This is a genomic window from Halomonas sp. NyZ770 (assembly GCF_020616575.1).
GTDB classification, from domain to species: Bacteria; Pseudomonadota; Gammaproteobacteria; order Pseudomonadales; family Halomonadaceae; genus Vreelandella; species Vreelandella hamiltonii.
Map to the genome: position 1 here is coordinate 3,698,136 of NZ_CP085143.1, position 14,756 is coordinate 3,712,891.

12 protein-coding genes and 2 pseudogenes are annotated in these 14,756 nt (G+C 58.4%); 1 reads left to right on the top strand and 13 read right to left on the bottom strand.

Features of this window, described 5'->3' with window-relative positions:
* The first annotated feature begins 142 nt into the window (after positions 1-142).
* Entirely contained in the window at positions 143-1,054 is a 912-nt protein-coding gene (locus tag LG409_RS17020; protein WP_039174921.1) for a helix-turn-helix domain-containing protein, read from the top strand.
* On the opposite strand, the gene LG409_RS17025 is transcribed toward LG409_RS17020, so the two are convergent.
* The 13 genes and pseudogenes from LG409_RS17025 to LG409_RS17085 all read right to left on the bottom strand — a co-directional run.
* Positions 1,047-2,498 carry an aldehyde dehydrogenase gene (locus LG409_RS17025; RefSeq protein ID WP_144981014.1) on the bottom strand — a complete coding sequence of 484 codons (1,452 nt, stop codon included), beginning with the start codon at positions 2,496-2,498 and terminating at the stop codon, positions 1,047-1,049. The two genes, LG409_RS17020 and LG409_RS17025, sit on opposite strands and share 8 nt — an antisense overlap.
* A gap of 26 nt (positions 2,499-2,524) precedes the next feature.
* Complete coding sequence (locus LG409_RS17030; RefSeq protein WP_189464131.1) at positions 2,525-3,814, bottom strand: TRAP transporter large permease; 1,290 nt, start codon at positions 3,812-3,814, stop codon at positions 2,525-2,527.
* Positions 3,804-4,349 carry a TRAP transporter small permease gene (locus LG409_RS17035; RefSeq protein ID WP_227407223.1) on the bottom strand — a complete coding sequence of 182 codons (546 nt, stop codon included), beginning with the start codon at positions 4,347-4,349 and terminating at the stop codon, positions 3,804-3,806. The genes LG409_RS17030 and LG409_RS17035 overlap by 11 nt, the downstream gene beginning before the upstream one ends.
* A gap of 6 nt (positions 4,350-4,355) precedes the next feature.
* Positions 4,356-5,384, bottom strand: coding sequence for a TRAP transporter substrate-binding protein (locus LG409_RS17040; protein ID WP_144981020.1), 1,029 nt, complete (start codon positions 5,382-5,384; stop codon positions 4,356-4,358).
* Between the two features lie 310 nt (positions 5,385-5,694).
* Positions 5,695-6,339, bottom strand: coding sequence for a protocatechuate 3,4-dioxygenase subunit alpha (pcaG, locus tag LG409_RS17045; RefSeq protein WP_200885439.1), 645 nt, complete (start codon positions 6,337-6,339; stop codon positions 5,695-5,697).
* Positions 6,340-6,355: 16 nt separating this feature from the next.
* A complete protein-coding gene (gene pcaH, locus LG409_RS17050; protein WP_144981023.1) occupies positions 6,356-7,078 on the bottom strand; it encodes a protocatechuate 3,4-dioxygenase subunit beta in 723 nt (240 codons plus the stop codon).
* A 45-nt stretch (positions 7,079-7,123) separates the two neighbouring features.
* On the bottom strand, positions 7,124-8,293 hold the full coding sequence (locus LG409_RS17055) for an alpha/beta fold hydrolase (RefSeq protein ID WP_144981025.1): 1,170 nt from the start codon (positions 8,291-8,293) through the stop codon (positions 7,124-7,126).
* Positions 8,294-8,304: 11 nt separating this feature from the next.
* The gene (pcaF, locus tag LG409_RS17060; protein WP_081194442.1) at positions 8,305-9,507 is read right to left on the bottom strand and encodes a 3-oxoadipyl-CoA thiolase; all 1,203 of its coding nucleotides are present in this window, start codon (positions 9,505-9,507) and stop codon (positions 8,305-8,307) included.
* A gap of 10 nt (positions 9,508-9,517) precedes the next feature.
* Entirely contained in the window at positions 9,518-10,291 is a 774-nt protein-coding gene (locus LG409_RS17065) for a CoA-transferase subunit beta (RefSeq protein WP_039174906.1), read from the bottom strand.
* Positions 10,291-11,124, bottom strand: coding sequence for a CoA transferase subunit A (locus LG409_RS17070; RefSeq protein WP_144981031.1), 834 nt, complete (start codon positions 11,122-11,124; stop codon positions 10,291-10,293). Before LG409_RS17070 ends, LG409_RS17065 begins: the two co-directional genes overlap by 1 nt.
* 206 nt (positions 11,125-11,330) lie before the next feature.
* A complete protein-coding gene (locus LG409_RS17075; protein ID WP_227407224.1) occupies positions 11,331-12,629 on the bottom strand; it encodes a class-II fumarase/aspartase family protein in 1,299 nt (432 codons plus the stop codon).
* A gap of 195 nt (positions 12,630-12,824) precedes the next feature.
* Positions 12,825-13,775: pseudogene (locus LG409_RS17080) on the bottom strand (IS3 family transposase).
* 131 nt (positions 13,776-13,906) lie between these two features.
* A pseudogene (locus LG409_RS17085) lies at positions 13,907-14,743 on the bottom strand (ISL3 family transposase); the annotation flags it as partial.
* Between the last annotated feature and the right edge of the window lie 13 nt (positions 14,744-14,756).

A 14,756-nucleotide genomic window follows, 5' to 3' on the forward strand; every position in this document is an offset into this window, starting at 1 on the left:
ATCCTGATACCTATGACTTGTATTTTTCAATGAAACAAAAGCTAATATAAGGCATCTTAAATATCAATTATTGGACTTTTACAATATTATTACCCAACCTTAGTAGTAAATATCGCTTTACGAAACGAGCAAGGGATTCAGGATGACGGCCTCTTCTACTCCACCGGTACCAGTCTTCAAGCTTTATGGTGAGACACAGCACTGGCCCACGCCGGACCTGCTGCACTGCGAGTCCATCGCGGAGCGTAGCCAGCTACATGACTGGCACATACGCCCTCACCGACACGTGGATCTTGTTCATATTCTATGGGTGCGCGAGGGGTCCGTTACGCTGGAACTGGAAGGCACGAGTCACTCATTACAAAGCGGCACGGTGATTATCGTGCCCGCCATGTCCATCCACGGCTTTCACTTTTCGCCCACTGTTCAGGGGCACATCATCACGCTGGCCAAACCCTTGGCAGACCATTTACACGCACTCATGGGTGAGCATAGCGCGCTCAGAAAAGCAGATTTCTACCCTTTGTCGTCCTCACACCAGGCGCAACGCATTACCACGCTGGTCAATCAGATCGACGAGGAGTACCAGCACCCCGCACCCTCCCGCCACAGGCTGCTAGAAGCCCTCATTCAAGCGTTGACGGTCGAGCTTTCACGCCTATGCCCCCCTGCCAATACGACGAAGCGCCCCGCTCTTCGGCAAAGCGATAAAGGGCAGCAGCATCTGGAGCGTTATCAGGCGCTGATCGAGTCGCACTACCGCAGCCAACCCAATATCGAGCATTTGGCAGAGCGGATCGGGGTGAGTAATGCGCACCTGAACATGTTGTGCCGACAGATCGCTGGCCGCAGCGCGCTGCAGCTGCTTCACGAACGCATACTGTTAGAAGCCAAGCGCCAGCTCACCTATACCAACATGACGATTGGCCAAGTGTCTGACAGCCTGGGCTTCTCTGAACCGGCTTACTTCACGCGCTTTTTTAAGCGAAATACGGCACTGTCACCGCGCGAGTTTCGGCTGCGCCAAACAGCGAGTGACGAGACGCCTAAATAGGGTAGTGACGCGGCCCCAGCTGCATCGTCATCCAGCGCAGCTCGGTGAACTCTTCGATACCCGCCTTGCCGCCAAAACGGCCGTAACCACTGGACTTCGTGCCACCAAACGGCATCTGCGGCTCATCGTGTACCGTGGAGGCATTGATATGGCAGATACCCGTTTGCAAGCGGCTGGCCACTTTCATGGCACGGGCACTGTCTCGGCTGAATACCGCCGATGAAAGGCCGTACTCACTGTCATTGGCGATGCGAATGGCCTCTTCGTCGCCGCTGACACGCATCACCGCCACGACAGGGCCAAACGATTCTTCGCTATATAACCGCATGTCGCGGGTGACACCATCGACCACGGTAGCCTGCATCACGACGCCCTCGGCCTTACCACCTGCCGCGACACGAGCACCTTTTGACACGGCATCATCCAGCAGGCCATTCAATTTCTCACCGGACTGCGCGTTGATCAATGTGCCCAGAGCATTGCGTTCATCACGCGGATTGCCTGCTTTCAAGGCCTGCGCACGAGCGGCAAACTTGTCCACAAACGCATCCGCGATGCGGTGATCGACCACCACACGCTCGGTGGACATGCAAATCTGGCCTTGATTGAAGAACGCACCAAAGATCGCGGCATCCACGGCAGCCTCGATATCCGCATCCTCCAGTACCAGCAACGGAGCCTTTCCGCCCAATTCCAGCAGTACTGGCTTCAAGTATCTGGACGCTTGCTCGGCGATGATTTTGCCCACACTGGTCGAACCAGTGAAATTGATCCGCCGCACGGCGGGGTGGGCAATCAGCGCACTCACGACCTCCGCCGCGTTATCCGGCGCGTTGGTAATCACATTGACGATACCGTCGCCAAACCCCGCTTCTTGAAGCACTTCGCCGATAAGATGATGGGTCGCGGGGCACTGCTCCGAGGCTTTCAAGATCACGCTATTGCCGCAGGCCAAGGGGGTGGCGAGGGCGCGTGTACCCAGGATGATCGGGGCATTCCAGGGTGCGATGCCCACCACCACACCACAGGGCGTGCGCACGCCCATGGCCATGCTGTCCGGCACGTTAGAGGGGATGATATCGCCCTGAATCTGGGTCGTTAGCGCTGCTGCTTCGCGCAATACATCGGCGGCCACTTTGACGTTGAACCCAGCCCAACCCACGGTAGCACCGGTCTCTTCTACCATGCGATCGATGAAGTCACCTTGACGGGCCTCCATGAGCTCGGCTGCTTTCAGCAGTTTGGCACGACGCTCGCCAGGGCCTGTTTGCGACCATGCATCAAACGCCTGGCTCGCCACGTCAGCAGCCCTCTGCGCATCGCCTGCACTTGCTGCCGCCGCCGTGGTGACAACCTCACCACTCAAAGGGTTCGTTCGGGTAAACGTGGCTTCGTGCTCTGCGGCCGTTGCTTCGCCTGCGAGCAGTAGCTGGATGGTCATCATGGTATTGGCTCCTTGTCAGCAAAGTCCTACAGCAGAAATACCGTGCTCAAGATGGGGAAAGCGATTAACAGCGCCAGACGTATCAAGTCTGAGACCACAAACGGCGCGACGCCTTTGAAGATTTCTCCTAAGCGCACATGTGGAGCCATGGCTTTGATCACAAAGACGTTCATTCCCACGGGCGGGGTCATCAGCCCCAGCTCCACGGTCAGTACGGTCAGAATACCGAACCAAACCGGGTCGATGCCCATGGCCTGAATGATCGGGTACACCACCGGAACCGTGATCACCAGCATGGCGATAGAATCCATAAACATGCCCAACACGAAGTAGAGCGCCAGAATGATGAGCACTACCACGAGCGGGGAAAGATCCAGCCCGTAAAGCATGTCCGTAATGGAAAATGAAATACGCGACACCGAAATGAAGTAACCCAGCGTTTCAGCCCCTACCAGCATGAAGAACACGACAGCAGATAGCGCCAGCGTCTCCTGCACGCTGCGCCACAGCTGAGCGCTGCGCATGCCTTTTACGAGCGCATAGATCAAGGTCGCGAATGCCCCCACACTGGCCCCTTCGGTGGGCGTAAAGGCACCAAAATAGATCCCTAGAATCATGACCAGGAAAACGCCAAAAAAGGGTACCAGGCCAGTGAGAGACACCAGCTTCTCTTTCCAGGGCGTGGGCTCCCCTGCGACCGCTAGAGAGGGACGCAAGCGCATTACGACCGAGACCGTCAACGCGTACATGACCAGGCCCATCAAGCCTGGAATCAAGCCTGCCATAAACATATCGCCCACCGACTGCTCGGTCAGAATGGCGTAGATCAGCAGTGCAATACTGGGCGGAATCATGATCCCCAGCGTGCCGCCCGCAGCGAGCGCGCCTGTCGCCAAACCACGGTGATAGCCGTAACGCTCCATTTCTGGCAACGCGACCCGAGTCATGGTGCTGGCGGTCGCCAGCGATGACCCGGAAATCGCCGAAAAAATCCCGCACGAACCAATCGCCGAAATCGCCAATCCGCCCTTCCAACCGCCGCAAATGGTTCGCGTCGAATCAAATAGCTTACCGGCCATGCCGGAGTGAGCAGCCAGAACCCCCATCAGAATGAACATCGGTACAGCGCTGAAACTGTAGTTGGAGAGCACTTCGACCGGCACCGTTTTAAGCTGCGCAATCGCGGCATCCCAGCTAATGATGCTGGCAAACCCGACCACGCCAACCACTAACATGGTCAACGCGACCGGCACGCGCAAGATCATCAGGACCAGCAAACAACCAAGGCCAATCGCACCGATCGCTTCACTCCCCATGAGTCGCCTCCTCACCCCGGCCATAAACGATGCCTAGCAGAGCATGAAGGAAGCTGCGCACCCCTAACAACAGACTTAGCGCAGCAGCCATTTGATAAATGGGGCCCATGGGCAGTCGCAGGTCTTGCGTGGTGGTGCCATGACGGGCCGCCGCCGAAGCCGAGTCCAGCAGACCTACGAACAGGATCAACCCGAGCGCCATGAAACCAAGAAAATAGAGGCCTTGCAGGCGGTTCTTGATGGTTTGAGGCAAGCGGTGTGAAAAAGCTTCTACCACTACCTGGCTTTTCTCGACATTGGCGGCCATCGCCGCTAATAGCGCAAACAGCATTAAATAGCTGACTAACTCGACGCTTCCGGAGACCCGCAACGAAATCGCGCCTTCGGTCACACGAGCAAGATAGCGAGTACTTACGTCGGCAATCGTGACTGCCAGCAAACCAATCAGCGCGATACCGGCAACCAAGCGGCAAACAAGGGCCAGCCAATGGCTGGCCCTGTCGAGAACGTGCTGCAAGTGAAGAGTAGACGTCATGAGACCTTATCCCTGTTGGGCACCACAAGATTCGCTGGCCGCCAGAGCAGCTTCATACACCTCACGGGCTTGGCTCAAACCGCGTTCTTCCAGTTGAGTCAAATAGCTTTCAATGCCCGTTTGCAGCGGCGCTTGCCAATCCGGGTGCTCAAGGGGATTCTCGATTTCGCGGATCGTGTGACCAGCGTCGACGGCTTCCTGCTTACCTTCTACGTCAAGGCGATCAAACACTTCACCGGCCTTTTCGGCCCACTTCATGCCTGAGTTGTTGTCGATGACGGCTTGCTGCTCTGCAGAGAGACTGTCATAGGTCCTCTGGTTCATGGTGGCGACAAAAATCAGCGTATAAAACGGTACTTCGGTGTGATAACTGACCAGCTCATTCACGCGGAATCCTTTTAGACCTTCCCAAGGGAAGCTCAGGCCATCAATGACCCCGCGCTGCATGGAAGTATAAATATCTGGGGCAGGCATCCCCACCGGGCTCGCCCCCATGTTTTCGAGCATTTCTCCCGCCACGGCGGTGGGACGCCGAATGCGCAGCCCTTGCAGGTCAGCGGGCGTCTGCACGTCGGTATCAATAGTGTGGATACCGCCTGGGCCGGTGGTAAACATGAAGAGGGGACGCGTATCTTCGTACTCGGCATCCAGATGCCCCTCATCGTAAAGCGTCTGCAAGACGCAAGCCCCCTGAGTAGCCGTCGAGGCTATCCCTGGCAGCTCGACAATTTGGGAGAGAGGAAAGCGCCCTGCAGTGTACCCCTGGGCAGTGGCCCCAATATCTGCGATACCATTGGCTGCCGCTTCATAAATGGAATCGGGCTTGGCCAAAGTGCCAGCAGGAAACATCTGGATAGTGAGTTCGCCGTTGGACTCTTCGGCAATCGTATCCGCCCATGCTTGCAGAACATCTTCATTCACTCCCGAAGCACCGGGCCAGAAGTGGGCCATACGTAACGTGCTGGCCTGAACAGAGCTTGCAACAAGGCCTGTAATAGCAGCCACAAGGAGGCATTTGGAAAAATGTTTGTTCATGGGGGCTCCGGCTTATTATTGGACTATTTGTGGTTCGCATAGCGAATTCAAGTTCGCCACAACCCACACATTAGTCCACTATCCCACGTGAAGCCAATCGACATTCGTCTATGTCAAATGCGGCACAACGGTGCCATTTCATGAACAAAACCGGCGCCCTGAATACTCCTTAAAGAAACGGATATAAAAAGCACTTTGAGCAAACAAAATTGGACTTTTCAAATATTTCCGAGTTGTTATCAACATCAAAAAAAGCGCTGCGTAACAACCCGCAGCGCTTTTTCGTTAAAAGACCAGTCAACGAGGTGATTTAAAAATCAAAAAACACTGTCTCCCCCTCACCCTGCAGGCGGATATCCAGCCGGTAACGCACCTTGCCGTCCACCTCTTCGCGCTTGGCGATCAGCGTTTGGCGGCGCGCCGGTGATTCAATGCGCGATAGCACCGGACACTGGTCGTTCGCGGCCCCTTCGTCATCGAAATAGAGCCGGGTCTGCAGGTGGATATTCACCCCCCGCGCAAAGATCGCCAGGTTGATATGCGGCGCCATGCGCTGGCCGCTGGGGTGCTTTACCGCGCCGGGTTTGATGGTGGTCAACGACCACTCGCTGCCACGATCAAAGGTGGTGGCCGTGCGGCCAAAGCTGTTGAACGGCTTGCTCAGGTCATAGTCGGCCTGGTAATCGCCGTTCGCATCGGCCTGCCACGCTTCTAAAAACGCATCGCGCACCAGATCGCCGTTACCGTCAATGACGGTGCCCACCACCTCGATATGTTCACCCTGGGCGTCAGGCCTGGCCATCTCGTTCCAGATCTCTTCGTCCCGCGTCGGGTTACCGGCAGCCGCGAGGGCAAGGCCGATATGCACGTAGGGGCCAGCGGTTTGCGAGGCGGTTTCGCGCAGCATGAGTGCACTGGTCGGCTGACTATTGGGTTGAATCACAGGTTGCTTCATCCTTCGTCCCCTGACCTTATTGATTTTCAAAGAAGGTTTGCAGCTCGCCGCGTACCACAATATCAAAGCGGTAGGCGAGACAGTCCATGGGTTTGCTGTGGGCCATGTCGAGCCGCCCAATCATGGTTTCCACGGCGTCAGGATCTTTCAATGTGTGGACGATGGGACACAGCGGAATCAGTGGGTCACCCTCAAAGTACATCTGGGTAATCAACCGGGTGGAGATCGCAGGCCCCGTGACCGACACATGGATATGCGCAGGCCGCCAGCTATTCATATCATTCGGCCAAGGGTAGGGGCCGGGTTTGATGGTGCGGAACCGATAAATACCCTGTTCATCGGTCAAGCAGCGCCCTACCCCTCCAAAATGAGGATCCAGCGGTGCCAGATACTTATCGTTTTTATGGCGATAACGACCACCGGCATTGGCCTGCCACATTTCGACCAACGTGTGGGGCACGGGCTTGCCAAACTGATCGACGACGCGACCAAACAACATGATCCGTTCGCCCTGGGGCAGCCCCTGACCGTGGCTAAAGTTCATCAGCAGGTCGTTATCGTGGGGCCCCATACGCAAGTGACTAAAATCGGGGCCGGTCAGCTCGGAGACGGTAGGCTGCTGCATGCTCACCAGCGCTTGCTGGGGGGAGCGGGCAACGGAAGTCTTGTAACCCGGCGCGTAAGCGGGTGGATGCCAGCTGCGGTCGCGGGCCACAAAGCGTTTATTGTCGTGGGTCATCGCCTTTACCTCTTGTTTGAATCGATGTTTCTCATCGTCACTAGGCTACTCGCCCCAGCCCAGCTCTTTAGCGAGGGCAAAAGCGTGATTGGCTGCCGGCACGCCACCGTAAATCGCCACGTGCATCAACACCTGGCGCAGCTCGGCTTCTGTCAGCCCAATGCGTTTGGCAGTCTTCAAGTGCAGCGACAGCTCTTCACGGCCGAGGGCAGCGAGAATGCCGGTGGTAATCATGCTGCGCTCGCGGCGGGTCAAGTCATCGTTGCTCCACAGCTCTCCCCAGGCAAAGCGGGTAATCATTTGCTGGAAAGGCGTATCGAGGCTATTGGCGTTGGCGGTAGAGCGCGCTACATGCTCTTCTCCCAATACCTGTTTGCGGGTTTCCAGCCCCGTGGCGTATGCCACGCCCTGGTTCGCCACATCGCCCAGGTCCGTAGCCAGCAGAGCAAGAAGCTTTTGCGCGAACAGCACTGGGGCCTCTACCGAGGGCACGTGGCCAACGCCGTCCAGAATCTCCAAAGGCGCACCCTCGAGTTCCGTGGCCAGCGCTTTTAGTGTCGCAGGCGGGGTGGCCATGTCTTCACTGCCGCCCAATAGCTGTACCTTGACCTTTTGCCCCGAGAGCTTGCCGGTGAAGGTATCACGCCCCAGCATCTCGCAAAGCTGGGCATAGGACTCGTCGTCGCCACGCCCCATCTGGGTACACCAGCCTGCTTTAAGTGCGGGGCTTGCCTCGAACGCTGCCGGGGCGAACCAGCGCGGCACGATCTCTTGAGACATCGCCGCCAGGCCTTCCTGACGAACGCGCTCGGCCCGCGTATTCCATAAATCAGGATGACCAATCACTGCGCCAGTATTGGTCAGGGTGGCCGTCAATAATCGCTCGGCATGCGCGGCGATCAACTGCTGGCCCACCACACCCCCAATCGAGGTGCCCACGAAGTGAAAACGCTGAGCACCCGCCAGCGCAGTCAGGGCCAGCACCTCGTCGGCCAGCGCCGCCGGTGTCACCTGGCGGCCGCTCACCGCCTGGCTGGCACCGTGGCCAGGCAGATCCCAGGTCAGCACGCGGTAGCGGGGCAGCAGCGCGGGGATCACGTCATCCCATACGGCCTGGCTCATGCCCAGCGGGTGCGCCAGCACGATCAGCGGGTTCACTTCTGACCCCATCAGGCGATAGGCGACGCTGCGGCCATTGAGGGTATGAAAAGCCATGCTTGCCTCCGTTAAACGCGTTCGATCAGCGTCGCAATGCCCTGCCCCACGCCGACACACATGGTGCACAGCGCATAGCGCTTGCCACTGTTTTGCAGTTCGTGGGCCGCCGTCAGCAGTAGCCGCGCACCCGACATCCCCAGCGGGTGCCCCAAAGCGATGGCACCGCCGTTCGGGTTGACGCGTGGGTCATCGTCGGCAAGCCCCAGGTCGCGCATACAGGCCAAGGCCTGGGCAGCAAAGGCCTCGTTGAATTCGAACACATCGATATCGTCCATGGCGATCCCCGTGCGCTCGAGCAACTTCTGCACGGCGGGCACCGGCCCGTAACCCATGATGCGTGGTTCGACACCGGCGGTGGCCATGCCGATGATTTTGGCCATCGGGGTCAGGCCATGGCGTTTTACCGCGGCTTCGCTGGCCACCAGCATGGCCGCCGCTCCGTCGTTGACGCCCGAAGCGTTGCCCGCCGTGACGCTGCCCCCATCACGAAAAGGCGTCGGCAGGCCCGCAAGCTTCTCCAGCGTGGTTTCCCGCAGGTGTTCGTCCTGGTCGAAAAGCAGCGCTGCCTGCTTGCGACGCGGAATCTCGATGGCGGTGATCTCCTGGGCAAAGCGCCCGGCCTTTTGGGCCGCGGCCGCCTTTTGCTGGGAGCGCAGCGCAAAGGCGTCCTGGTCTTCCCGGGAGATATTGAACTGCTCAGCGACGTTTTCTGCGGTTTCCGGCATGGAGTCCACCCCATAGGCCTTCTTCATCGCAGGATTGATAAAGCGCCAGCCGATGGTGGTGTCTTCGATGGTCTGGCTGCGGGCAAAGGCACTGTCGGCCTTGCCCATGACGTAGGGCGCCCGAGACATGGACTCCACACCGCCCGCCAACGCCAGCTCCATTTCGCCCGCCTTGATGGCACGGAAAGCAGTGCCCACGGCATCCATCCCCGAACCACACAGGCGGTTCATGGTCGTGCCGGGAACCGAGGTGGGCATTCCCGCCAGCAGCGACGCCATGCGCGCCACGTTGCGGTTGTCTTCTCCCGCCTGGTTGGCGCAGCCCATAAAGACTTCTTCGATGGCCGCCGGGTCCAGGTTCGGCGCGTCAGCCAGTACTGCCTTGAAAATCGCGGCGGCAAAGTCGTCGGGGCGCACGCTGGCCAGGGTGCCGCCAAAGCGACCAATGGCGGTGCGACGGGGATGACAAAGATAAACGTCACTCATGGCAAACTCCTCATGCGCCCGCGTGGGCCCGCTCGGTGCGCGCTTTTAGCTCACGCAAGATGGTTAATTCGTGTTCGCTGGGCACCGGCGTGATCTCGAGCTGTTCGGCAAAGCGAATCTCCCAGCCGGTAGCCTCAATTACATCGTCACGGGTCACGCCCGGATGCAGCGAGACCACCACCAACTCTTTGGTGTCCGGGTCGGGCTTCATCACGCACAGGTCGGTGATCACACGGGTGGGGCCCTTGCCGATATTGGGCACGTTATCGCGCCCCTTGCCATCACGGCCAAACCCGAGCGTCGTCACAAAATCCACGCGCTCCACGAAGGCACGCCGAGAGTGCTTGAGGGTGATGAACACCTCGCCTGCATTGGTGGCAATTTCCGGGGCACCGCCGCCGCCCGGCAGGCGCACTTTGGGCTCACGATAATCACCAATCAAGGTGGTGTTCAGGTTGCAGTAGCGGTCGATTTGCGCGGTGCCCAGAAAGCCCACGTCGATCTTGCCGCCCTGCAGCCAGTAGCGAAACATCTCAGGCACGGCCACGGTGGTCAGCGCCGTCTCGGCCAGTTCACCATCCCCGATGGAGAGAGGCAGCACGTTGGGCTTGGTTTGCAGCGTGCCGGATTCGTAGATCAGTACGACATCGGGGGCATGGGTCAGGCGCGCCAGGTTGGCCGCCTCCGAGGGGAGCCCAATGCCCACAAAACAGGTCATGCCATTTTCCAGCGCCCGCGCGGCGGTCACCGACATCATTTCAGAAGAGGTATATTCCAGACTCATCAGGCTTGGCCTCCTGCGGGATTGCTGGCAGTACGGTAAACGTTGTCATCGAGCCACTGGGTAAAGGTATCCCGGTCACGGGCAATGGCATCCCACTCTTTATAGAAACGGTTACTACGCCCGTAGTAGCCGTGGGTATAAGAGGGCAGCGCCCCTTTTTCGGCGACGGCAATCGCGCTGATCGCCCAACTGGGGATCACACAGGCATTCGGATGGGCGTTCAGGTCATCGACGATCTCTTCCACCGTGACGATGCTCTGCCTGGCCGCCAACACGGCTTCTTTCTGCACGCCGACGATTCCTTCCACCAGTACATTCCCCTGCCGATCGGCCCGTTGCGCGTGGATGATGGAAACATCGGGGCGCACGGAGGGCACGGCGGCCAAGCGCTCGCCGGTAAAGGGGCATTCGATGAACTTGATCTGCTCATTGACGCTGGGTAGCTCGCTCCCCACGTAGCCACGCAGCACGGCCAGCGGCAGGCCAGCGGCCCCTGCTTCGAAGGCGCAGGCCATGGCGGCGTGGCTATGCTCCAGAATCTCGACCTGATGCGGCCAGCCTTTCTCAACGGCATCGCGCAGGCGATGCAAGGAACCCACGCCCGGATTACCGCCCCAGGAAAAGATCACTTTCTTGGCGCAACCCGCCCCGATCAGCTGGTCGTAGATGATATCTGGGGTCATCCGAATCAGCGTCAGGTCGCGCTTTTTCTGGCGGATCACTTCGTGTCCTGCCGCAAAAGGAATCAGATGGGTAAACCCTTCCATGGCCACGGTAGCGCCGTCCTGGACGTAGCGCGCTACCGCGTCATGCAAGCTGAGAAACTCGGCCATTGTTGGTTGCCTCTTCACTGGACGTTGGCGTACTTATTCGTATTGGCGTACTGACCCGCCGTGTTCGTCAAACGAACATAGATTCTACATACGAACAAGTTACTGTCGAACGATAATGGGGTCAAATGGCTTCTTCAATGAATAACGCACGAGCATGACCGAGGCCGCACCTGAAAATTCAAAAAAACATAATTAATAACAGTATCTTATTGAGACAAAAGCCAACCTCTCGCCCGCACTACCTGCTCCTCGCTGCTACCAAGGTATAAAGCTGGGTCACACACCCTACTCAGCTCTTCAGGCTTCAGGTGATGGTTAACGTCAGGATATTCGAGCAGGACTTCCGCGTAGGGCCGCGACTGAAGACGGGAGGTTTCTGCCGCTTCAGCACTCAAAGCCTTCGCGCGCTCAGGCCCGAGACAAGCCGTCAGTAACTTCGCCACAGGCTCTGCCATGATGCCGCCGCCCGTCGCCAGCAAGTTGCGCTGCATACGCTCTGGATACACCTCCAGCCCTTCGAGCAACACCACCAGCTGCTCCAGCGCACCTTCCGTGAGCAGCGCGCTTTCGATGAGCGGCGCCCATTCGGCATGCCACTCCCCCAGCCCCCTCTCCAATGGATGCGCGGCAGCATTCAACAGCACCGAGGCGTGACCATGTACCTGGCGTGCAGCCCCGCGGATCAAGGCACTGCGTACGGGGTTGCGTTTATGGGGCATGGAAGAGGACTCTCCCATGCCGGGGGCAGAGGGCTCAGCGACTTCGCCCACTTCCGTTTGGGTCAGCAGGGAGACATCCAGCGCTACCTTTTCTGCAGCGCCGACCACGGCATCCAGGGCCGTACCAAGCGCGTGAACAGGGTAACGATCGGTATGCCAAGGCAGCGTTGGAGCTGCCAAACCGAGATGCGTTGCCAACGAATCCATCCACCCAAGGCCCTGGGCATCCCAGCCAGAGTGCACTCCCACGGCACCCCCAAACTGCACAGGAAGCTCGATGGCACCCAAACGACGCCGGGACCGCTCCAGGCCGACGGCCCAATGCGCGACTTTTACCCCAAAGGTCATGGGCAGTGCCTGCTGCATTAACGTTCGACCGACCATTGGCGTTTGTGCGTGGGTCTCCATCAGCGCCAGCGCCGCTGCACGGCACCGCAGCAGTAGCGTATCCATGGCCGCTAGCCGAGGCTTCAGCAGGAGCATGATGGCTGAATCGACCACATCCTGACTCGTGGCGCCTACATGCCAGTAACGCTTAAGATCATCGGATAAACGCTTTCGCCCCTGCTTGACGAAAGGTATCGCCGCATTGCCGCCACTCGCGATACCCGCAGCCAGCTCATCCAGATCAAACGTCGCGTTTGCTAACGCCTCGCGCATTTTCTGGCTCACCCCAGGCGGGATGGCGCCGCTCTCCTCTTGCACCCTGGCTAACGTAAGCTCAAAGGCCAACATGGCCTGTAACATGGCCGAGTCATCGCAGGCACGGAGGCCGTGCTGGCTCATAAACGGATGCTTTAGAAATGCGGCAGGCATATCAACCTCGCTGTTTGAAACGGTAGGTAGCGTGCAATAAAAAAACGTACAATTGTTCGCAATTCGAACGCCATGCTAAATTGGTCTGATAAGTAGGGCAATGCTCATTCTTTCACTGACCGCCAATCCGAGATCTGTTCTGGTCAAGTCAGAGCGGACACATTTTCAAGCTGCAACCGCCAGTTCGATTTCCCGCGGCGTTTGGTAGCCCAGGGTCGAGTGGAGTCGGCAGCTGTTGTACCCCATCTCGATGTATTCGATCACGTCCCGCCGTGCGGCCTGTCGGCTTCCGTATCGCTGGCCAGCTAGGCACTCGCTTTTCAGTGAGCCGAAGAAGCGCTACATGACGGCATTGTCCAGCCCACCAGCTGCCGGTCGTGGAGGTCGAGCACCACCGCCAGATAGAGCCATTTTTCCAGCGTCTAGATCGCGGTGATATCGGCCACCCAAGCCCGGTTCGGTTCCGCCACCATGAATTGGCGGTTCAGCAAGTCAGGCGCTACCGGTAGGCTGTGCTCACTGTCGGTTGTATGACGCCAACGGCGCCGCTGACGTGCCTCTACACCGGCTTCCCGCATCAGGCTGCGAGCCCGGTAACGGCCGACATCGCAACCTCGGCGTTGCAGTTCTCTGGCCATGCGGCGGCTGCCATAGCCGCCACGCTTCTGGAGGTGAATCTCTCTGACTTCGTGTAGCAGGGCCTAGCACGGTTCATCAGGGTCACGTCGTCGCCAGTCATGGAAACCACTCCGGCTGACCTGCATAACCCGACACAGCACGGCCACAGGATAGGCGGCCTTCTCCGACTCGATGAACGGGTATCTCAACTCGACTCTTTGGCGAAGAAGGCCGCCTCCTTTTTACAATATCCTTTTCAACCTGAAGCTTACGAACTTCTTCGCGGAGCTTCTTGATCTCGGCGTCGCGACCGTCCTCCTGCCGCCCCGAGATGCCGGATACCTGCTGACGGTACTTGCGACACCAGCGGTCCAGCACGCTGCGCTCCACGCTCAAACGCCGGGCGGCCTCGGAGACGGAATACCCCTGATTGATCACCAGGCTCACCGCATCCGCCTTGAATTCATCGGAAAACCGACGTCGAGTCTTCTTGGTCATGACCACCTCCATGGCCTCCATTATGAGGCTTATCGGGGTGCCCGCTCCAATTGGACCACTTCATACCAGGCTCTCGCCGCGGGATTTCTGCCTGCGCCAGCACACCGAAGCCTCACCTGAATAAAAAAGGTTCATCGCACTTTGCCGGGAAACGCGGCTTTGATCTTCAGAAAGAAGTAGTCGCTATCCCGGAAGCCATAAGCCATGCGCTTGATGACCTTGATCCGGTTGTTTACTCCTTCCAGAACACTGGTATTGAGGGGGTATTGGGAGCTGGCAATGATGCCCTCTGCATAAGGCCTCAGGCAGCGTGCAAAGTGCATCAAGGGCTTTAAGCCGCTCGCCAGCGCTTGGTTTATCCAGCGGCTGAATCGCCAACGGGCAGCGTGGACGCTCTTGGCATACCAGAGTTCCTTGAGCAGGTCTTTCATAATGTAGACCAGCATCAACGGCTCGTTCAGGGCCAGTAAGGCCTTCAGATGCGCCACCTGATCGGCTTTGAGATTATTCCGATTTCGCAGTAACAACCATCGAGAGCGCTTTATCTCTCTGCGCGCGGGCCTGTCATCACGTAACAGGTTGGCCTGATCGACTCGAACACGGTCGACCACTTCCCGGCCGAACTTGGCTACGACATGGAACAAGTCATAGACCACGTGAGCATTCGGGCAGTAGGCCTTAACTTCAAGATCCATCGCAGTGCTCATTTCCATGGCCACTGCTTCGATATGCTTGCAGTGCTGCTTGCCAAGCCACTCGAAGAAGGGCCGTATGGCCTCACGGGAGCGGCCTTCCCCCACCCACAATACCTGTCTGCGCTCCGCATCCATGACCACGCTGGCATAGCGGTGGCCCTTGTATAACGCGAACTCACCCATCACCAGGTAGCGCACCAGACTCAGGTCTGGCTCGGGCAGCTCGCGAGCCAGGCGGGCTTTGTCGATTGTCTTCAAGGTATGCCAGTGCAGGCAGGGCTATCGC